This is a genomic window from Bradyrhizobium icense (assembly GCF_001693385.1).
GTDB classification, from domain to species: Bacteria; Pseudomonadota; Alphaproteobacteria; order Rhizobiales; family Xanthobacteraceae; genus Bradyrhizobium; species Bradyrhizobium icense.
Window position 1 is genome coordinate 96,732 of the sequence record NZ_CP016428.1, and the last position, 20,377, is coordinate 117,108.

Sequence of the window (20,377 nt, forward strand, 5' to 3'; positions counted from 1 at the left end):
GGCCGGCAATATCCCGCATTGGAGAACAAATGGCTTCGACTACTGCTGCTTCTTATAATCCGACCCGCGACGATTTCGCTGCGATGCTGGACGAGTCCTTTGCCGGCGGCAATCTGCAGGAAAGCTCCGTCATCAAGGGCAAGGTGGTTGCAATTGAAAAGGACATGGCCGTCATCGACGTCGGCCTGAAGACCGAGGGCCGCGTGGCGCTGCGCGAATTCGCCGGCCCCGGCCGTGAAAGCGATCTCAAGGTCGGCGACGAGGTCGAGGTGTTCCTCGACCGCATCGAGAATGCGCTCGGCGAAGCCGTGCTGTCGCGCGACAAGGCGCGCCGCGAGGAAAGCTGGGGCAAGCTCGAGAAGGCCTTCAACAACAACGAGAAGGTTCACGGCGTCATCTTCAACCAGGTCAAGGGCGGCTTTACCGTCGATCTCGATGGCGCAGTTGCCTTCCTGCCGCGCTCGCAGGTCGATATCCGCCCGATCCGCGACGTCGCGCCGCTGATGAACAATTCGCAGCCGTTCCAGATTCTCAAGATGGATCGCCGCCGCGGCAACATCGTGGTGTCGCGCCGCACGGTTCTCGAAGAGACCCGCGCCGAGCAGCGCCAGGAGCTGGTGCAGAACCTCGAAGAAGGTCAGGTGATCGACGGCGTGGTGAAGAACATCACCGATTACGGTGCGTTCGTTGATCTCGGCGGCATCGACGGCCTGCTTCACGTCACCGATATCGCCTGGCGGCGGGTCAATCACCCGACCGAAGTGCTGACCATCGGCCAGACCGTGAAGGTCAAGATCATCAAGATCAACCACGAGACCCACCGCATTTCGCTCGGCATGAAGCAGTTGCTCGACGATCCGTGGCAGGGCATCGAGGCGAAGTATCCGCTGAACGCGCGCTTCACCGGCCGCGTCACCAACATCACCGACTACGGCGCGTTCGTCGAACTGGAGCCGGGCATCGAAGGCCTGATCCACGTCTCGGAAATGTCGTGGACCAAGAAGAACATGCACCCCGGCAAGATCGTTTCGACCTCGCAGGAAGTCGAAGTGCAGGTGCTCGAGGTCGATTCGGTCAAGCGCCGCATCTCGCTCGGCCTCAAGCAGACCATGCGTAACCCCTGGGAAGTCTTCATCGAGAAATTCCCGGTCGGTTCGATGGTCGAAGGCGAGGTCAAGAACAAGACCGAGTTCGGCCTCTTCCTCGGTCTCGAAGGCGACGTCGACGGCATGGTTCACCTGTCCGACCTCGACTGGAAGCTTCCGGGCGAGCAGGTCATCGACAACTTCAAGAAGGGCGACATGGTCAAGGCCGTGGTGCTCGACGTCGATGTCGAAAAGGAACGCATCTCGCTTGGCGTCAAGCAGCTCGAAGGCGACCCCTTCGCAGAACCCGGCGACGTCAAGAAGGGCGCGGTCGTGACCTGCGAAGTGCTCGAGGTGAAGGAAGCCGGCATCGAGGTGAAGATCTCGGGCACCGACTTCACCACCTTCATCAAGCGCTCCGAGCTGGCCCGCGACCGCAACGATCAGCGCGCCGAACGTTTCGCCGTCGGCGAGAAGGTCGATGCGCGCGTGATCCAGTTCGACAAGAAGGCCCGCAAGGTGCAGGTCTCGATCAAGGCGCTGGAAGTCGCCGAAGAAAAGGAAGCCATCGCGCAGTACGGCTCCTCCGATTCGGGAGCGACGCTGGGCGATATTCTCGGCACCGCGCTCAAGAACCGCGAGAAGTAAGCGTTCGCTTATTGGCTGCGACATCAGGCCCCGGTTTCGACCGGGGCCTTTTTGTTTTCCCTTCTCCCACAAGGGAAGAAGGGAAGAAGCCGGGGTCTTGTTTTCTTCATATTGCGTCGCAATTGATGTATTCAGATAACGCTTCGCTAGCGCTGCGAATGCAAAACGGCCGGGATATTTCAGGAGAATTTCGATGTCGCTCGATTCGGACGTGATCGTCGATCGCCGCAGGATCCGCCGGAAGCTGACGTTCTGGCGGCTGGTGGCCGGCCTTGTCACGATCGCCGCGATCGTCACCTTTGGCGCGATCGCGACAACGCGCGGGCCGGCTGTGCTGACGCCATCGGGATCGATCGCGCGTGTCAATATCGAAGGGCTGATCCGCAGCGACCAGCAGCGCGTCCAGGCGCTGGAGCGGCTGGAGAAATCGAGCCATGCTGCGGTTATCGTGCACATCAACTCGCCGGGCGGCACGACGGCCGGTTCCGAGCAGCTCCACGAGGCGCTGGTCCGGCTTAAGGCCAAAAAGCCGCTGGTGGTGGTGGTCGAGGGGCTGGCCGCTTCAGGCGGTTATATCGCGGCCATGGCCGCCGATCACATCGTCGCCCGGCAGAGCTCGCTGGTCGGTTCGATCGGCGTGCTGTTTCAATTTCCGAATTTCACGGAGCTGATGAAGACCGTGGGCGTCAAGGTCGAGGAGGTGAAATCCTCGCCGTTGAAGGCTGCGCCCAACGGGTTCGAGCCGACCAGTCCTGAAGCGCGCGCGGCGCTGGATGCGCTGGTGAAGGATTCCTATGCCTGGTTCCGCGGCCTGGTGAAGGAGCGACGCCGCATGGATGACGCGCTACTCGAAAAGGTCGCAGACGGTCGCGTCTTTACCGGCCGCCAGGCGGTCGAACTGAAGCTGGTCGATCAGCTCGGCGATGAAAAAGCAGCCGTCGCGTGGCTGGTTGCCGAGAAGAAGATCAAGAGCGATCTGCCCGTGCGTGACTACAAGCTGAATCCGCAGTTTGGCGACCTGACGTTTCTGCGGGCGGCGGCCACCATCGCGTTCGATGCGCTCGGCTTGAGTTCCATCGCGCGCCAGATCGAGCAGGCTGGCGTGGCGCAGGCGGTCGACCAGCTCTCGCTCGACGGGATGCTGGCATTGTGGCGCCCCGCAGCCCCCAATTGAGCCGCAGCGGCTGCCTTCCGCCACGTTCTCCCGCATTGCGGGTGTTGTCACAAACCGCTTCCGGGCGGTTTGTCACGCCATTTCGCGTTGCCCAAAAGTGATTTAGCGTCTTGACAGTTCAAGGCATTTTCACGGAAATGGATATCCGCACGACCCCGGATCCCAACGTCGATGATCAAATCCGAACTTGTTCAGCGCATCGCCGAGCACAACCCGCACCTCTATCAGCGGGATGTGGAGAACATTGTGAACGCGATCCTCGATGAGATCGTCGCAGCGCTAGCGCGCGGCGACCGTGTCGAGCTGCGTGGCTTCGGCGCCTTTTCGGTCAAGCATCGCCCGGCACGGGCGGGGCGCAATCCGCGCACCGGCGCCCATGTGCCGGTCGACCAGAAGAGCGTCCCGTTCTTCAAGACGGGCAAAGAAATGCGCGAGCGGCTGAACCGCGACAACGGCTCGCCCGAGGCCGGCGCGTAAGCAATTTTTTCGATTTGTAGCCGTGTTGCGGGTCTCGTGCCCGCCTTTCTCCATCACGACGAGAGATGGTCATGCGAAAGTTCTTCACGGCGCTGGTCGTCATTCCCCTCGGCCTGATCTTCGTCGTCTTTGCGGTCGCCAACCGCCATTTCGTCACGGTGTCGTTCGATCCCTTCAATTCGACCGATCCGGCGATTGCGGTGAGCATGCCGCTGTTCGTCGTGATCATCACGGTGGCCATTCTGGGGGTAGCGGCGGGCGGCGTGGCGACCTGGTTCCGCCAGCGCCACTGGCGCCGGGCGGCGCGCCACCACGAGGCGGATGCCCGCCGGGCCCGGGCGGAAGCGGCCGATTTACGGGCCGCGGCAGCGGTTTCCCGGGCCGATCAGCAACGGCTTCCGGCGCCGTCCCAGTACGGCTTCTACGGGGCCACCGGGCGAGACAAGCAGGGCGCGACGTTGTAGAACCCGCCCCGTCAACTTGTTCCAATCGGCCATGGCGGCCTTAGACCCGCCCCTGAGAGACCATGTCCCTGCTCGTCAAAATTTGTGGCCTGTCCACACGCGAGACGCTCGACACAGCGCTCGAGGCAGGTGCCGACATGGTGGGGTTCGTATTCTTCTCCCCGTCGCCGCGTCATCTCAGCCTCGAGACCGCGCGCGAACTCGGCCGGGAGGTCAAGGGCCGCGCCGCCAAGGTGGCATTGACTGTCGATGCCGACGACGCGACGCTTGAAAATATCGTCGAGACCCTGCGGCCGGAACTGCTGCAATTGCACGGCAAGGAAACCATCGCGCGTGTGCGCGACATCAAGGCGAAGTTCTCGCTACCGGTCATGAAGGTGATCGCGGTCGAGACCTCGGCCGATCTCGCCGCGCTGCCCGGCTATGCGAGCGTTGCCGATCGTATCCTGTTCGATGCCCGTGCGCCGAAGGGCGCCACGCGCCCCGGCGGGTTAGGGGCCGTGTTCGATTGGCACCTTCTGGAAAAGCTCGATCTCAAGCTGCCCTTCATGGTCTCGGGCGGGCTCAGCGCCGACAATGTCGCCGAGGCGGTCCGTGTCAGCCGCGCCGGCGGCGTTGATGTGTCCTCCGGCGTCGAAAGTTCGCCCGGCGTCAAGGATCCCGAGCTGATCCGCAATTTCATTCGCGCCGCGCGCGCCACCGAAGAACTGATGGTCCGATGAATCCACGTCTTCCCAATTCCTTACGCACGGGTCCCGACGAGCGCGGGCATTTTGGCAATTTCGGCGGTCGCTTCGTCGCCGAAACGCTCATGCCGCTGATCCTCGACCTGGAAAAAGCCTATGCGGCGGCCAAGGCCGATCCGGCATTCCAGGCTGAGATGAACGGCTATCTCAAGGACTATGTCGGCCGGCCATCACCGCTCTATTTCGCCGAGCGGCTCACCGAACATCTCGGCGGCGCCAGGATTTATCTGAAGCGCGAAGAGCTGAACCATACCGGCTCGCACAAGGTGAACAACGTGCTCGGCCAGATCATGGTCGCGCGCCGCATGGGCAAGAAGCGCATCATCGCCGAGACAGGCGCCGGCCAGCACGGCGTCGCCACCGCGACGCTGTGCGCGCGCTTTGGTCTCGAATGCGTGGTCTATATGGGCGCGGTGGACGTCGCCCGTCAGGCGCCGAACGTGTTCCGCATGGAGATGTTGGGCGCCAAGGTCGTGCCGGTGCAGTCGGGCACGCGCACGCTGAAGGACGCGATGAACGAGGCGCTGCGCGACTGGGTTACCAACGTGCACAACACCTTCTACTGCATCGGCACGGTGGCGGGCCCGCATCCCTATCCGATGATGGTACGCGACTTCCAGTCGGTGATCGGCGAGGAAACGCGCAAGCAGATGCAGGAGGCCGAAGGCCGGTTGCCGGATTCGCTGGTCGCCTGCATCGGCGGCGGCTCCAACGCGATGGGCCTGTTTCATCCCTTCCTGGACGATCCCTCGGTCGAAATTTTTGGCGTCGAAGCGGCGGGCCATGGCCTGACGCAACTGCATGCCGCCTCGATCGCCGGCGGCCGGCCCGGCGTGCTGCACGGCAACCGCACCTATCTCTTGATGGACGATGACGGCCAGATCCAGGACGCGCATTCGATTTCGGCGGGGCTCGACTATCCCGGCATCGGCCCGGAGCATTCCTGGCTGCACGAGACCGGCCGCGTCACCTATCTTTCCGCGACCGACGACGAAGCGCTCGCCGCCTTCATGCTGCTGTCGCGGCTGGAGGGCATTCCCCCCGCGCTGGAATCTGCGCATGCGATCGCCAAGGTCACGGAGCTCGCGCCGAAGCGGCCGAAGGAGCATCTGATGGTGGTCAATCTTTCCGGCCGTGGCGACAAGGACATTCCGCAGATCACGGAGATTCTGAAAGGCAGGAAGCAGTGACCACCCGCATCGACGCACGCTTTGCCGAACTCGCAAAAGAAGGCCGCTCGGCGCTGGTCACCTTCCTGATGGCCGGCGATCCCGATCCGAAGACTTCGCTCGACATCGTCAAGGCGCTGCCCAAGGCGGGCGCCGATATCATCGAAATCGGCATGCCCTTCACCGATCCGATGGCGGACGGTCCGTCGATCCAGGCTGCGGGCCTGCGCGCGCTCAAGGGCGGCATGACCCTTAAGAAGACGCTCGAAATGGTGCGCGGTTTCCGCAAGGAGGACGACACCACGCCGCTGGTGCTGATGGGTTATTACAATCCGATCTATATTTATGGAGTCGACAAGTTCCTTAACGACGCCAGGACCGCCGGCGTCGATGGCCTGATCATCGTCGACCTGCCGCCGGAGGAGGACGATGAGCTCTGCATTCCCGCGCTGAAGGCCGGGCTCAACTTCATTCGCCTGGCGACTCCCACAACTGACGACAAACGCCTGCCCGCCGTGCTCGCGAACACCTCCGGCTTTGTCTACTACGTCTCGATCACCGGCATCACCGGCGCCGCGGCGGCCGATTCGAAGGTGGTCGGCGATGCGGTGGCCCGTATCAAACGCCACACCAAGCTTCCGGTGTGCGTCGGCTTCGGCATACGCACCCCGCAGGCGGCGCGCAGGATTGCCGAGAAGGCCAATGGCGTCGTGGTCGGCACCGCCCTGGTCGATGCCTTGCGCGACAGCCTCGACACCCAGGGGCAGGCGACCACCAAGACGGTGGCTGCCGTGGCCGATCTCGTGGCATCGCTGGCGCAGGGCGTCCGGGGCGCGAAGCAGGCCGCGGAATAAGCCACAATTTGCGTGGAAATAGGCGTTAACCGCGGCTTGCCGGATTCAGGCCAGGCCGCCATATATCCAGTCAATGCGTCTAGCCGCATTTCGGAGCGAACCATGAATTGGCTCACCAATGTCGTCCGGCCGAAAATCCGCAACATCCTGCGTCGCGAGACGCCGGAGAATTTGTGGATCAAGTGCCCGGATTCCGGGCAGCTTGTGTTCTACAAGGACGTCGAGGCCAACCAGTTCGTCATCCCCGGTTCGAACTACCACATGCGCATGGGCGCGGTGGCGCGGCTGAAGTCGATCTTCGACAACGAGACTTGGTACGACATCGCGTTGCCCGAGGTCACGGCCGATCCTCTGAAGTTTCGCGACGAGCGCAAATACGCGGACCGCATCAAGGACGCGCGCGCCAAGACCGGGCTGAACGACGCCATCAAGGTCGGCTACGGCAAACTCGAGGGCGCCGGCGTCGTCATCGCGGTGCAGGATTTCGATTTCATGGGCGGTTCGCTCGGCATGGCCGCGGGCGAAGCGATCGTGCGCGGGCTCGAGCTTGCGGTTGAAAAGAAGTCGCCGTTCATCGTGTTCGCGGCCTCCGGCGGGGCGCGCATGCAGGAAGGCATCCTGTCGCTGATGCAGATGCCGCGTACTACCGTCGGCGTGCAGATGCTGCGGGAAGCGAAACTGCCCTACATCGTGGTGCTGACCAATCCGACCACCGGCGGCGTCACCGCATCCTACGCCATGCTGGGCGACGTGCAGATCGCCGAGCCCGGCGCCCTGATCGGCTTTGCCGGCGCGCGCGTGATCGAACAGACAATCCGTGAAAAACTGCCGGAAGGTTTCCAGCGCGCCGAATATCTGCTCGACCACGGCATGATCGACATGGTCGTGCATCGCCACGAGATGCGTTCGACGCTGGCGCGGCTGTGCCGTCTCCTGACCAGATCGCCGCCGCTCGAAGCAGCCTCGAAGCCTTTGCCGCAGGTCACGGACCCCGTCCAGATCGTCTCAAGCCCGGAAGCCGTGCCGGCTGCGCCCCACGCGTGAACCTGCCTGCCGCCAGACCCCAGCCGCTCGGTGAGTTGATCGCGCGGCTGTCTGCCTTGCATCCGAAGCGGATCGACCTCAGCCTCGATCGGATGCACCGCCTGCTGGCGCGGCTCGATCATCCCGAACGGCTGCTGCCGCCGGTGATCCATGTCGCCGGCACCAATGGCAAGGGCTCTACCATCGCTTATCTGCGCGCGATACTGGAGGCCGCAGGCCTGCGCGTGCACGTCTTCACATCGCCTTACCTGGTCAGGATCAACGAATGCTTCCGTCTCGGCGAGAAGGGCGGCGGCCGGCTGGCTGATGATGGTGAGTTGCGCCGGGTGCTGGAGCATTGCGAGCAGGTCAACGCGGGCGATCCGATCACGATTTTCGAGATGGAGACCGCGGCGGCGTTTTGCCTGTTCGCAGAGCATGACGCCGATGTCGTGCTGCTGGAAACGGGTCTCGGCGGCAGGTTAGATGCCACCAACGTCATCGATCGCCCGATTGCTGTCGTCATCACGCCGGTCAGCATGGACCACACCGAATTTCTCGGTAACTCGCTGACGGTGATCGCCGGCGAGAAAGCCGCCATCGTCAAGCGCGGCGCGCCGGTGATCTGCGCCGAGCAGGCGCCGGAGGCAATGGCGGTGATCGAGGCGCAGGCCAACCGCATGCGCGCGCCGTTGCACGCGGCCGGGCAGCAATGGCATGTCGGCGTCGAGCGCGGGCGGCTGGTCTATCAGGACGAGCGCGGCCTGATGGATCTTGCGGCGCCAAAGCTGTTCGGGCGGCATCAATTCGATAATGCGGGCCTTGCCATCGCGACGCTGCGCGCGATCGAGGCGTTCCGGATCGGGATGGGCGCATTCGAGGCCGGCATCGTTGGCGCCGAATGGCCGGCGCGCATGCAGCGCCTGGTTTCGGGCGCGCTGGTCGATCAGGGCCCGAAGGGGTGCGAGATCTGGCTCGACGGCGGACACAACGCCGAAGGCGGCCGCGTTGCCGCTGCGGCGCTCGGCGATCTCGAAGAGCGGGTGTCGCGGCCCTTGGTGGTGATCGCGGGCATGATGGCGAACAAGGATGCCGGCGCGTTTCTGGCCAATTTCGCAGGACTGACGCGGCACATCGTGGCGGTGTCGATTCCCGGGCGCGACAATGCGATGCCGCCGGACCGGCTGGCGGATGCGGCGCGCGCGCTCGGCATGCGCGTTGAAAATGCGGCAAGTGTCGAAGCCGCGCTGCACGCGCTGGCGCGTCTCGCTTACGAAGTGCCGCCGCGGATTCTGATTACCGGCTCGCTCTACCTCGCCGGCCACGTGCTCGCCATCAACGGCACGCCGCCGGCCTAGTGTCCCACAAAATTAAATGACCGCTGGAATTGCTTCCAGCGGCCGCCCGGGAAGAAATATCGATTGCTTATGAACTAGCCAGCCCCGGTGTTTGCAAATTCTAGCCAACTCGCTTTGACGCTGCGAGTCGGAACCCAAGCTCCGCAATAGAAGTAAGCATAATGTTGCAGGCTGGTTTCACCCAAATGAGGTAGATGGCGCAGCATCGTTCTTGCAAGGCCGTACGACGATCACCTGCCAAAAGCTGGACTCCCCATGCGTTTTGCCGCCCTTGCCGACGTGCACGGAAACTATCTCGCCCTGGAAGCCGTGCTGGCCGACATCCGCGCGGAAGGAATTGGCGATATCGTCAATCTCGGCGACATGGCGAGCGGTCCGCTTGATGCGCGGCTCACCATGGATGCGCTGATGGCGCTCGACGCCGTTCACGTACTCGGCAATCATGACCGCTATCTGATCGACCGGCCACCGGAGAAGATGGGATCATGGGACCGGCCGGCGCACGCGCAGCTCGAAGAGCGCCATCTCGATTGGCTTCGCGCGGTGCCGAAGACGGCCGTGTTTCGCGATCGGGTCTTCCTCTGCCATGCCACCCCTGAGCATGACGAGGTCTACTGGCTGGAAACGGTGTTGCCCGACGGCACCGTGCGAATGTCATCGCTGGATCAAATCGAGGAGCGCGGGCGGGGCGTCACGCAGTCCCTGATCCTATGCGCGCACACCCATCTTGCCCGCGCGGTCAGGCTTCGCGATGGTCGATTGATCGTCAACCCCGGCAGCGTCGGCTCGCCCGGCTATCGCGACGTGTATCCCTTTCCGCATGTCGTCGAAGCCGGCACGCCGGATGCGCGCTATGCTATCCTCGAACTTGCTGATGGCGCCTGGCGCGTCACCTTCCGCCATGTGCCGTATGATCACGAAGCGATGGCCGCGCTGGCGCGACAGAACGGTCAGGCAGAACTCGCGAACGCGCTGGCGACAGGATGGATCAGATAAGCGATGCCTGTAGCCCGGATGGAGCGAAGCGAAATCCGGATTCGCGCCGCAAACACAGACCCGCTTCGCTTCACCCGGGCGACGCCCGCTTCACTTCAGCAGCTTGATCGGGTCGGCAGCTTTCTGCTTGAGCTGATCGAAGGTGCATTGCCGCGGGGCCTTGTCAGGCCGCCAGCGCAGGATGGAGGTGCCGTGGCGGAATCGCCCGCCGCTGAAATGATCGTAGCAAATCTCGATCACGAGCTTTGGTTTCAGCGGACACCACTTTGCCGATCGCTCGGTCGACCACCGGCTCAGCCCGCCCGGCGCATTGCCGGTGAAGCCGGGCGGCGCGATCAGCCGTTCGAGCCGATATGTCAGCGCCGGTCTGTCCGCCTGCTTGATCGCGGAGGTGAAGCCGACATGATGCAGGCGACCCTCATCGTCATAGAGGCCGAGCAGCAGCGAGCCGACGACCCTGCGGTTCGCGATTTTATTGGTGGCGTAACGGAAGCCGCCGACGACGCAATCGGCGCTGCGGAACTTCTTGATCTTCTGCATGCCGTCGCGGTTGCCGGCCTGATACGGCAGGTCGACGCGCTTGGCGATTACGCCATCTGAACCGCCGCCGGCTTGCTTGAGCCATTTCTGGGCGGTGGTGTAGCTCGTGCTGACCGGAGACAAGCGAAACGTCGGACTGGATTTGAACTGCGCTTTCGCAAATGCTTCCAGCGCCGGCCGGCGCATCTGCAAAGGCGATGCGGCGAGCTTCTTGTCCGCGGCGGTCGCCAGCAGGTCGAAGGCGATAAACAGCGCCGGCGTCTCTTCCGATAGCTTTTTCACCCGGCTCGCGGCGGGATGTATCCGCTGCAGCAGATCGTCGAACGAAAACGCCTTGCCATGCGGCACGACGATTTCGCCGTCGAGCAGGAAGCTGGTCGCCTTCAATGCAAGCGCGGCGCGAACCAGTTCGGGAAAATAGCGGGCGAGATCCTCGCCGGACTTGGAGCGAAGGTCGACCAGATCTCCCTGGCGCGACAGCAGGCAACGAAAGCCGTCCCATTTCGGCTCGTACTGCCATTCCGCGCCGCGCGGGATGACATCGACCGAGCGGGCCTCCATTGCCGCAAGGGGGGCGGGGCGCCGACGAGCCTTTCCGGACGGCAGGCTCAAGAACCCTTCAACGCGAGACATACCGTCTCAACGCAAACGGCCGGCTATTCGCCGGCCGTTGTCGAAAATTTATTGTCCGAAGACGGCGATCAGACCGCCGCGGTGATCCACTGCTGCAGCTTCGCCTTTGGCGCGGCGCCGACCTGGCGGGAGGCCATCTCGCCGCCCTTGAAGATCATCAGGGTCGGAATCGACATCACGCCGTATTTCGAGGCCGTCTTCGGGCTCTCGTCGACGTTCAGCTTCACGATCTTGACCTTGTCGCCCATCGCGCCGGAAATCTCGTCGAGCGCAGGCGCGATCATGCGGCAGGGGCCGCACCATTCGGCCCAGAAATCGACGACCACCGGCCCGGTCGCCTTGAGCACTTCGGCTTCGAAATCGGCGTCAGAAACCTTGCCAACGGCCATCGGAATTACCTCTCGGTTAGAAATTAAGGGGCGCGGTCAAGAATCGCGCCCGGGATGATAGTGGCAAACCTATGAACGCGCTTCCGCCGGGTCAAGCGCGGTCACGCCGAGATGATGGATGCCAGCTCAGCCTCCAGCGCGGAAGCGGAAATCTCCATCAATTCAGCGGTTTCAGTCCAAAGCAGCGCCGTGCGAACCGGCCGCTGGGGATAAAGCTTCCCGAGCATCGCCCGGTACAGCGCGAGCTGCCGGACATAGCCCCTCGGCGCCTCCTCGGGCCGGCTCGGCGGGGCATGGTTGGTCTTGAAATCGACGATCAGGACCTCGCGCTCAGTCACTAGGAGGCGGTCGATCTGCCCGGATACCAGCGCCGGCCGTCCGCCCGGCCGCTCCAGCCGTCCGACGATCGAGACTTCAGCGCGGCTGCCAGGGGCAAACACCGGGGCAAACCGCGCATCGGCGATCAAGGCGAGCGTGCTTTCGGCCAGCATTTGCCGCTCCTCGTCGGTCCAACCATCGGCATTGCGGGCCAGATAGGTCAGCGCGGCCTCGCGGCGGCGCTCGGCGGCGACATCGGGCAGCGATTGCAGGAGCCGGTGCACCAGCGTGCCGCGCTGTAGAGCACGGGCACGCTGCGTGAGCGACTCCGCCGTCCGTACCGGGTGTTGCTCGCTGTTTGCCGGGTCCGAGGGCCGCAACAGACTTTCCGGGGAAACTTCGGACTGCGCCGGCGTCAGCAGCCAGGTGGGCAGCACGATCGGCGCCGCTGGGGATGATCCAGCAGGCGGAGCGGTGGAGGGCGCGGTCTCCTCGGGTCGCGTATAGCGCTTTACCCGGCCTATGGCGGTCTCGATCTCCTGAAGCTGCAAGGTGGAGCCGGCGAGCCCTTTGGTGATCAGATCGTACCAGGACAGCGGCCGGACACTCTTCATGTTGCCGGGCATGCAGCCGCCAACGATCAGGCGGTCGGCGGCACGCGTCATCGCGACATAGAGCAGGCGGCGGTATTCATCCTCGGTATCGCCGATCATCGCCTCACGGGCCGCGATGACGGCAGGCGGATCCTCGGCCTTCCGGCCGGCCCAGACCACGACACCGGGCGCGTGGGGATCGGCATTGCCCAGCGGCAGGTTAATGAGCTTCAGCCGCTGCGTATCCGAAGGCGAGGTCGTGGTGTCCACCAGAAATACGACGGAAGCCTCAAGCCCCTTGGCGCCGTGTACCGTCATGACGCGGACTTCGTCGCGCGAGATCTCCATGTCGCGCTTCACTTCGAGATCGGCGGTGCGCAGCCACGCCATAAAGCCCTGCAGCGAGGCCGGCGCCTTGCGTTCGTAGCTCAGCGCCAGCTCCAGAAATTCATCCAGCGCATCGTTCGCCTCGTGCCCGAGCCGCCGCAGGATTCGCGCGCGGCCGCCGTCACCGCCGAGCAGCCAGGCATAGAACGCGAATGGCGTCTCGCTGGCAAAACGACGCTCGCATTGTTCGAGCCGCCACAGCGTGTCGCGCAGCCGGCCGTCCGTCGGGGCCCGCTCAGTGAGTGCCGCGCGCAACGATCCCTTGCGTTGCCAGGCGATCTTGAACAGGTCGTCGTCGGAAAGTCCGAACAACGGGCTCTTCAGCGCCACCGCCAGCGCCAGATCGTCCTGCGGCAGCAGCAGCGCGTCGGCGAGGTTCATCAGGTCGATGATCGCAATGTGCTCGGTCAGCTTGAGGCGATCGGCACCGGCGACCGGGATGCCGGCATGCTTCAACGCCTGGATCACGGCGTCGAACGCGTTGCCGCGCCGGCGCACCAAGACCAGCATGTCGCCATAGCGCAGCGGACGGCGGTCGCCCTTGCTGCCGGTCATGGCGCCGCTGCCGACCAACGTCTTGATCTCAGCCTGAATGCGCCTCGCCAGCTTCACCTCGGGGCTGGTTGCGGAGACGCCGTCGAACGGCGCGCGCCAGCCTTCGATGTCCTGCCGGTCATCGGCTTCCGCTAGTTCCCAAAGATCGATCTGGCTTGGCCCAGCGTCGGCAAGCGCGTGATGGATCGGATTGCCGACATCGACCGCATGAATGCTGCGATAGATGTCCTGCTCGCGAAACACCTGGTCGACCGCATGCAGGATCGCCGGCCCCGAGCGGAACGAATAGGTAAACGACACCGGATCGAATTTCAGTCCGGCGCCCTCGAACTTCCGCTGCAAGGCGCGGCGGCGCAGGTCGAATTCGCGCGGGGCCGCGCCCTGGAACGAAAAGATCGATTGTTTCTCGTCGCCGACCGCGAACACTGTTCTCACCACGCCATCGCGCGCGCCGGCGCCCGAGGTGAATTCGGAGATGATATGCGCGACAATGTCCCATTGCCGTGGGCTGGTATCCTGCGCCTCGTCGATCAGCACATGGTCGACGCCGCGGTCGAGCTTGTAATGTACCCAGCCCGAGGAAACGCGGTCGAGCATTTCCAGCGTCTTGTCGATCAGATCGTCATAATCGAGCAGGCCGCGTTCCTGCTTCTCGCGGCGATAGTTCGCCGCCGCAGCGGTTGCGATATGCAGCAGCGCTTCGGTACGGTCGCGCGCCACCAAGGCGCGGCGCCGTTCGATCAGGGGGAGGACGCGACTGGCTTCAGACTCCATCAGCCGGCCAACAGCCGGATTGTTGTCACAGAATTTCTTCGTCACCACCGACTTGCGGGGCGTGCGCTCGGTGTCGGTGAGGAACAGGGTGAGATATTGGTCGACCTGCGCCGCGTCGCTGAACACCAGCGCATCGCGCAGCCGCGCCGCCTGATCCTGATCGGATTTGCTGCCGGTTTCCAGAACCAGCGCAATCTCCGGCCATCGCGAGCGCGGCAGATTTGGTCCATCGATGATATCGCGCTCGACATCTTCGACGCGGTCATTGGGATCAACGCCGAGTGCGGCTGAAATTTGCGCGGCGGCGGCCTGCGCGCTTCCGGCGGCATCCGTCCAGGCCATGAAATGATCGCGGCTGAGACAGGCTTCGCGCACCACATCCTTGAAGGTGACGTCGGCGGCACTGGCCATGGCCGTCATCAGCGCGCGCCCGGTCGCGCTGTCAGGGTTGTGCGACGCTTCGAGGAAAACCGCGAGATTGGCGCGTTCCATCATCTCGTTCTGGTCGCGCTCGTCGAGCACGGAAAACCGCGCCGGCACGTTGGCCTCGAACGGGAATTGCTGCAGCAGCCGCGTGCACAGCGCGTGGATGGTCTGCACCTTCAGTCCGCCCGGCGTCTCCAAGGCGCAGGCAAACAGTTTGCGCGCCGACCTGCGCAGGCGTGCGCTGGGATGGGGAATGCCGGCCTCGCGGATCGCCGCATCCAGCGCGTCGTCGTCGAGCGTCACCCAATGGCCGAGCGTGGTGAACACGCGCTCCGCCATGTTGGCGGCAGCAGCCTTGGTGAAGGTGATGCAGAGAATTTTTTCCGGCGCCACGCCGTCGAGCAAGAGCCGGATCACCCGCTGCACCAGCACATGCGTCTTGCCCGAGCCCGCATTCGCCGAAACGAAAGCAGACGCCGCCGGATCGGAGGCGCGCGCTTGCGTCGCGCGGACAGCGTCGGGAATGATACGCCGGGCCTTCACCATTCCTCGATCCCCAGGCCGCCGGCCGCCGACCATTCCTTGATGCGGGCGAGATCGTCATACGCGCCGTAGCGGTTCGACCACATCGACAGGTTCAGCGAGGTATATGGAGTCTCCTCGATCTCGAACTTGCGGATCAACGCTTCGAGCTGCTCGCGGGCATAGTCGGCCGCTTCGTCCGGCCGCTGCGGCGTGTCGTTGTTCCTGATCTTCAGCTCCAGCGAGCGCTGCTCGCCGGGTGGATTATTGCCGCTGAGCCTGACATAGACGAGCTCACCGACGGATGAACCGGCGTGAATGTTCTCAAAGCCGCCCTCGCGCAGGATCGCGGCCTCCAGCGTCAGTTGCGGCGACAGACCCATCCGCACCTGCTTGCCGGTCGGCGGTTGTCCGGTCTTGTAATCGAGAATCGCAAAACTGCCGTCATGGCGCTGCTCGATCCGGTCGGCGCGCGCGGACAGCGTGAAGGTGCGCTCGTTATCGAGCGGAATCTTGATCTCGCCCCTGATCTCCGCGGTGATTTTCTCGATGTCGTCGCGCCGCGCCTTTTCCCATTCCGCAAACCAAGCGGCGATGCGCTGAAACCGCGGCCACCACAGGGCGCGTGCCTCGGGACGTTCCATCAGCGGCGCGAAATATTTCTCGCCGATGCCGCGCAGCGCCAGCGCGGGCTGTGGGGGAAGAGCGTCGGCGAACCTTTGCGTGAACTCGCCGAGCGCGTCATGGATCGCCGAGCCGCGATCGGCCGCCGACAACGGCATGTCGACGGGATCGAGCGGGTCGAGCCGCAGGATGTATTTTGCGTAGATCGTATAGGGATCGCGCAGCCAGTCCTCGATCGCCGTGACCGACAGCTTTAGCGGTCGCGTCGCGACGGGCGGCTTCGGCGCGGGCTGCTCGATCGGCTTGACCTCGTCGGGCTGGTCCAGTTCGGCGGCGAAGCGGACGTAATTTTCCCCGGCACGTTTCGCCTCTTCCCAACGCGCTTCGCTGGCCACCGCTTCCAGCCGGTGCAGAAAACGCGAGGCGACCGCCGGCGCGCCGCCGACTTTTGCCGAATGGGTGAGAATCACATCTGGCGTGCCCAGCAATTGCGCGAAGTCGTGCGCCGAGAGGCCGATGCGCCGCTCCGGCAGATCGAGGCCGAGTTCATGGCGCATCGGCCGGCTCAGCCACGGATCGACCCGCGGCGCCGGCGGCCATACGCCTTCGACCAGCCCGCCAAGGATGACGCGGTCGGATTCGGTCAGCCGCGCTTCGAGCTGGCCGTAGATCTGCAGTTGCGCGTTGGCGGATTCCGGCCGCCGCACCATGCGGTCGGCATAGGCGGTCTGAAACACGTCAGGATAATCGCCGAGTTGCACCATGAGGCCGCTCGGTTTTTGCTCGGCAAGCAGATCGTCAAACGCCGCCGACAACGCAGCGCCTTGCGCTTCCTCGAAGACGACGGCAACACCGTTTTGATCGGACGACAGCGCGATCAGGATGTCGCGATGGCGCAGCGCCAGCTCGGCAAAATCGTACGGTTTTGATGAGCCCATGACTTCCAGCGGCGACAGCGCCCTCTGCAACGCCGCGATCAGCGCCTGGGCCTGATCGAGCTCGTCATCCCTTAGTTTCGCGCGCGGCTCGGAAGCATGAAGCGAGGAGGTTTCCTTGCGCCGGAGCTTTCCGAGTTCGACGCGGAAGCGATCGAAATCGCGCGCCAGGCCGGCGGTTCCTGCCTGCGGCCGGGTGCCGCGCAGCAGCGCCAGTTCGAGGGTTTCGATGGCATGCTTGAATGCGCCGGATGCGCCACCAAGTCGAAACAGCGGATGCTTTAGCAGCGCGAGCAGCGTCGGCGGCTCCAGCCCCTGGGCGGCGGCTTCTGCGGCGAGGCGGGCAAAGACGCCGCTTGGCGTGTCCATCAGCGCGTCGCCGCCGGAATCGTCGAATTCGAGATTCCAGCGCCTCAGGGCCGCCATCACCCGCCGCGCCAACGCGCGGTCCGGCGTTACCAGCGCGGCTGACTTACCGAGGTGCCGCGCCTCGCGCATCGCGACCGCGATCGCCAGCGCCTCCATCTCCGAGTTGGGCGCTTCGACGACAGCGAGATTTGCCATGCCGGCAGCGATACTGGCAGATACTTCCGGCTGCGCCAGCCGGTCGTGCCATTGCTCGGTCGCCGTCGACGGGCGCATCGTCTCCGATACCAGCACTTCCCGGCCCTGCTGCGCCGGCGTGCCGAGAATTTCGACGTCGCTTCGCTTGACGCCAAAGCGATCCAGCAATCCATGCATCGCGAATTGCGGGTGGTTCGAGGAGGGCTGCGTGGTGAATTTGCCCTGCGCGTCCCTGACGCCGCCAATCGTCTGCCAGGCTTCCTCATCGAGATCGGTGTCGAGCCCGGGCAGCACCACCGCACCGTGCTTCAGGTGGGCCACGGCATTGAGGAATTTTGCGGTTGCCGGCATCGAACCGGTCGAACCTGCCGCAACCACCGGCCCTTCATGATGCGCGGTCAGGCGCGCGGCTTCCGCCTCAATCAGGCGGTCGCGCCGCTCGGCGGGTTCGATTCTTGCGATTTCCTTTAGGTGCTCCGGCCACGCCTTGCGCGCGATGCGCAGGAATTCGAGCGAGTGCTGCCAGTATTTGTCGAATTGGTCGGGCACCAATTTGTCGAGCGCCTCCCAGGCGACGCCGCGCGTCACCATGTCGTCCATCAGCCGCGCCAGGTCGCCGGCCAGCGCCAGCGTCGAGGCTGGGCCGCCGACCACGAGCGGCGCCGATACCGGACTTTTCGCCCAGGCCGCCACCAGATGCGCCAGCGTCAGGCGACGTTCGAGTTCGCCGAGCCGCGGCGGAATGTCGAGCGGCGCCACGCCGCTGAATTGTTCGGAGCCTTCCGCAAACGCCAGTTCGTCCTCGTCGATGTCGCCGAGGGCTACGATGCGCGGCAGAATCGCTGCATCGGTCTTCAGTTCATCGAGAAAGATCTCCCGCGCCAGCCGGCCGGCGCGGCGGGTCGGCAGATAGAGCGTCGCGCGCGCCAGATTCAGCCGATCCTTTCGCGCCTCGAATCCCTCGACCAGCCGGCCGTCGACCAGCGCCGCGATGACGGTGCGCAGGAACGGTGCGGAGATGGGAACGCTGAAAACGCGCATGGGCTTCCTGATTCGGGATCAGGCGCCAATATAGGGAGGTAATACGGGAAGGTCATGCGGGTGGGGGTGGCATCCCCGCTACCCACTGCCAAAGCAGGAGCTGATGTTGGGCCGCGACAGATGGGCCGGCATGGGCGCTAGTCGTAAGCTTCAGCTAACCTGAAGGGTTCGAAATTTCTGTTGGGCATCTGGGGCTTCGAGGAGCCGTAGTGCTCTGGAAACTTCCGCTTTCGGGGCACCGCACACATGGCTTGAGCTGCTGTCGGATCGACCCGGTCGCGATTGACCCCGAGCAGACCTCCTAGTTGGTGGCTTTGCCATAGCTTGGAATAGCTGGCGTCGCTGGTAATCGGACTTCACGTATCGTAAGCCCATTTGAATCGGCGGGACACGAAAGATACGGGCTGAAGCGGATTGGGCTATTGCGATTGCACCTTGGTGGGATGTTGTACGCGGCTCGCGGCTGAACCGCCTCCGCGAAAATGCGCTGCACGTTATCGGGGGCCGATGCCCACGCCTTCGTCGGCCGTTCGCCTCAAGAGGCTACGGTCAGTTTTGATGCCGTTGACCGGATGGAACGAACGTTGGACCAACTAGCATCTGTGAGAACTGCCAGAATTACATTCGCGCGGCCAGAGGCCAGAACTGGTGTTCATCATTTCGATATTATAGTGATCTTTTGGTCAAGGATTCGCGCGGACACCAGCGAGAGTGAAGAGAGGCGAATCTGGCCGGCGCTTAAATGATCCATCCACGGTACCAACGAATGTCATACAACCGCTTTTTCATAGTAACATTTGTACTCTGTTGGACAATCATCGCTTTTGGCCGTTCGTCGTTTGGCGCGCCGGTCCGTTTAGGCATAATGGGCGATAGCAACTCGGATGAATACCGTGCCGACGAAAACAATCGAGGCGGCATATATGCCTCGACAACCCTCAACTGGAGCGAGCAACTGCAGCGCTATCGCGGCATTGAGATAGGCTCATGGGGCAGTTGGAGCGGCACGCGCCGCAGCGGGTACGAATACAATTGGGCGCTTACTGGCGCGACCGCGGAAGATGTTGTCAAAACCGGCCAAGCCGCGGGCCTAGCCCAACAAGTCGCTGCCGGTAAAGTTAATACAGTAGTCCTTTACGTCGGTGCCAACGATTTTGCGATCTGGAACAACACCTACGCCAACATTTACAACGGTGTACTCGCTGGGCAATCCTTGAAGGATTACATCAATAGAATCGTGTCCAGTGTAGCAATCGCGATAGACACAGTACGCACCACCGAAGCGGTCAACATGATCGTTGCTAACCTCCAAGACCGCGGCCAGAGTCTTGGTTTTATTGCCCACTTTCCTGATCCGGCCAAGCGGCAGGCCGTGACCAATGCTATAATTGCTGTCAATGCCGGAATAGACAATGTGGTCCGGGCGCGTCGGAATGTGGCGCTTGTTGATCTCTACAACTACGTAGACTCCCCAAAGTATAAATCGCGCATCAACCTCGCTCGCGGCACTGTTACAGTTGGCCGCGAACAAATTTCATTCGCCACGCCTGGCGACGAGCCGCATCACGCGATGTTATCCGATGATGAGCATAGCGGCGCAGTTGTTCAGTGCTTGTTGGCAAATTACATTTTTATCGGTCCGCTTAATTCGAAGTTTGGTCAACGGATAAGGCCATTTACCGACGAGGAATGCCTCACCAACGCAGGGATTTTGGTTCGCGGCAGATGACAACGTTTTTGATACCCTCGTCTAATTGTAGGGCCTCGGCGATCGTCCCAGCTCCACCGATCATTTAATTACGGGCGAAGAATCGAGCCACGCGGCGGCGGGCGTGTTTTGCCTGTCGTCCATAACCAAACATATCGATTGGAGGCATTGCTATTGGGACGTCATGGTGGCGAGACGCGCGTGCAAGTCGTAGGAAACTTCAAACGCCGCGGTTTTCGCGAAACCGAGGTGAAGAACAATGCCGCCATCGCCGCCAAGACGCGCTACGCAGCGCTGCGCCTCGCTTTGGGTAGGAATCGGGCGTCCGCCGCCATAGTAACCGAGAATCCGCGCCGGCCGCGTGGTGCCATGCC

At 63.4% G+C, this 20,377-nt stretch carries 15 protein-coding genes; 11 read left to right on the plus strand and 4 right to left on the minus strand.

Features of this window, described 5'->3' with window-relative positions; all coding sequences use genetic code 11:
- Positions 1–29 precede the first annotated feature (29 nt).
- From rpsA to LMTR13_RS00585, 10 genes are all read left to right on the plus strand, one after another.
- Positions 30–1,733 carry a 30S ribosomal protein S1 gene (rpsA, locus tag LMTR13_RS00540; RefSeq protein WP_065726219.1) on the plus strand — a complete coding sequence of 568 codons (1,704 nt, stop codon included), beginning with the start codon at positions 30–32 and terminating at the stop codon, positions 1,731–1,733.
- 193 nt (positions 1,734–1,926) lie between these two features.
- Positions 1,927–2,907, plus strand: a complete 981-nt coding sequence (gene sppA, locus LMTR13_RS00545; RefSeq protein ID WP_065726220.1) for a signal peptide peptidase SppA — start codon at positions 1,927–1,929, stop codon at positions 2,905–2,907.
- A gap of 171 nt (positions 2,908–3,078) precedes the next feature.
- Positions 3,079–3,384 (plus strand): integration host factor subunit beta, encoded by a 306-nt coding sequence (locus tag LMTR13_RS00550; RefSeq protein ID WP_057844774.1) that lies wholly within the window; start codon positions 3,079–3,081, stop codon positions 3,382–3,384.
- Between the two features lie 71 nt (positions 3,385–3,455).
- The gene (locus tag LMTR13_RS00555; protein ID WP_065732305.1) at positions 3,456–3,848 is read left to right on the plus strand and encodes a LapA family protein; all 393 of its coding nucleotides are present in this window, start codon (positions 3,456–3,458) and stop codon (positions 3,846–3,848) included.
- Between the two features lie 62 nt (positions 3,849–3,910).
- A complete protein-coding gene (locus tag LMTR13_RS00560) occupies positions 3,911–4,570 on the plus strand; it encodes a phosphoribosylanthranilate isomerase (RefSeq protein WP_065726221.1) in 660 nt (219 codons plus the stop codon).
- Complete coding sequence (gene trpB, locus LMTR13_RS00565) at positions 4,567–5,784, plus strand: tryptophan synthase subunit beta (protein ID WP_065726222.1); 1,218 nt, start codon at positions 4,567–4,569, stop codon at positions 5,782–5,784. The genes LMTR13_RS00560 and trpB overlap by 4 nt, the downstream gene beginning before the upstream one ends.
- On the plus strand, positions 5,781–6,617 hold the full coding sequence (trpA, locus tag LMTR13_RS00570) for a tryptophan synthase subunit alpha (protein ID WP_065726223.1): 837 nt from the start codon (positions 5,781–5,783) through the stop codon (positions 6,615–6,617). Before trpB ends, trpA begins: the two co-directional genes overlap by 4 nt.
- 102 nt (positions 6,618–6,719) lie before the next feature.
- Positions 6,720–7,661, plus strand: a complete 942-nt coding sequence (gene accD / locus LMTR13_RS00575) for an acetyl-CoA carboxylase, carboxyltransferase subunit beta (RefSeq protein WP_065726224.1) — start codon at positions 6,720–6,722, stop codon at positions 7,659–7,661.
- Positions 7,658–8,998, plus strand: a complete 1,341-nt coding sequence (locus tag LMTR13_RS00580) for a bifunctional folylpolyglutamate synthase/dihydrofolate synthase (RefSeq protein WP_065726225.1) — start codon at positions 7,658–7,660, stop codon at positions 8,996–8,998. The genes accD and LMTR13_RS00580 overlap by 4 nt, the downstream gene beginning before the upstream one ends.
- 255 nt (positions 8,999–9,253) lie before the next feature.
- The gene (locus LMTR13_RS00585) at positions 9,254–9,994 is read left to right on the plus strand and encodes a metallophosphoesterase family protein (RefSeq protein ID WP_065726226.1); all 741 of its coding nucleotides are present in this window, start codon (positions 9,254–9,256) and stop codon (positions 9,992–9,994) included.
- Positions 9,995–10,084: 90 nt separating this feature from the next.
- Here LMTR13_RS00585 and LMTR13_RS00590 read toward each other — a convergent pair whose 3' ends face one another.
- From LMTR13_RS00590 to addB, 4 genes are all read right to left on the minus strand, one after another.
- Complete coding sequence (locus LMTR13_RS00590; protein ID WP_065726227.1) at positions 10,085–11,095, minus strand: ATP-dependent DNA ligase; 1,011 nt, start codon at positions 11,093–11,095, stop codon at positions 10,085–10,087.
- Positions 11,096–11,235: 140 nt separating this feature from the next.
- Entirely contained in the window at positions 11,236–11,556 is a 321-nt protein-coding gene (gene trxA / locus LMTR13_RS00595) for a thioredoxin (RefSeq protein ID WP_016847387.1), read from the minus strand.
- Between the two features lie 101 nt (positions 11,557–11,657).
- The gene (gene addA, locus LMTR13_RS00600; protein WP_065726228.1) at positions 11,658–15,155 is read right to left on the minus strand and encodes a double-strand break repair helicase AddA; all 3,498 of its coding nucleotides are present in this window, start codon (positions 15,153–15,155) and stop codon (positions 11,658–11,660) included.
- A complete protein-coding gene (gene addB / locus LMTR13_RS00605; RefSeq protein ID WP_065726229.1) occupies positions 15,149–18,295 on the minus strand; it encodes a double-strand break repair protein AddB in 3,147 nt (1,048 codons plus the stop codon). The genes addA and addB overlap by 7 nt, the downstream gene beginning before the upstream one ends.
- 766 nt (positions 18,296–19,061) lie before the next feature.
- Between addB and LMTR13_RS00610 the strand changes: the two genes are divergently transcribed.
- Positions 19,062–20,024: an SGNH/GDSL hydrolase family protein gene (locus tag LMTR13_RS00610; RefSeq protein WP_156795375.1), complete on the plus strand. Its 963-nt coding sequence runs from the start codon at positions 19,062–19,064 to the stop codon at positions 20,022–20,024.
- Positions 20,025–20,377 lie beyond the last annotated feature (353 nt).

Bases quoted from the DNA above. Each gene is read 5' to 3' on its own strand.
- rpsA (WP_065726219.1), top strand. From the start codon at position 30: ATGGCTTCGACTACTGCTGCTTCTTATAATCCGACCCGCGACGATTTC.
- sppA (WP_065726220.1), top strand. From the start codon at position 1,927: ATGTCGCTCGATTCGGACGTGATCGTCGATCGCCGCAGGATCCGCCGG.
- LMTR13_RS00550 (WP_057844774.1), top strand. From the start codon at position 3,079: ATGATCAAATCCGAACTTGTTCAGCGCATCGCCGAGCACAACCCGCAC.
- LMTR13_RS00555 (WP_065732305.1), top strand. From the start codon at position 3,456: ATGCGAAAGTTCTTCACGGCGCTGGTCGTCATTCCCCTCGGCCTGATC.
- LMTR13_RS00560 (WP_065726221.1), top strand. From the start codon at position 3,911: ATGTCCCTGCTCGTCAAAATTTGTGGCCTGTCCACACGCGAGACGCTC.
- trpB (WP_065726222.1), top strand. From the start codon at position 4,567: ATGAATCCACGTCTTCCCAATTCCTTACGCACGGGTCCCGACGAGCGC.
- accD (WP_065726224.1), top strand. From the start codon at position 6,720: ATGAATTGGCTCACCAATGTCGTCCGGCCGAAAATCCGCAACATCCTG.
- LMTR13_RS00585 (WP_065726226.1), top strand. From the start codon at position 9,254: ATGCGTTTTGCCGCCCTTGCCGACGTGCACGGAAACTATCTCGCCCTG.
- LMTR13_RS00590 (WP_065726227.1), bottom strand. From the start codon at position 11,095: ATGGAGGCCCGCTCGGTCGATGTCATCCCGCGCGGCGCGGAATGGCAG.
- trxA (WP_016847387.1), bottom strand. From the start codon at position 11,556: ATGGCCGTTGGCAAGGTTTCTGACGCCGATTTCGAAGCCGAAGTGCTC.
- addA (WP_065726228.1), bottom strand. From the start codon at position 15,155: ATGGTGAAGGCCCGGCGTATCATTCCCGACGCTGTCCGCGCGACGCAA.
- addB (WP_065726229.1), bottom strand. From the start codon at position 18,295: ATGCGCGTTTTCAGCGTTCCCATCTCCGCACCGTTCCTGCGCACCGTC.
- LMTR13_RS00610 (WP_156795375.1), top strand. From the start codon at position 19,062: ATGTCATACAACCGCTTTTTCATAGTAACATTTGTACTCTGTTGGACA.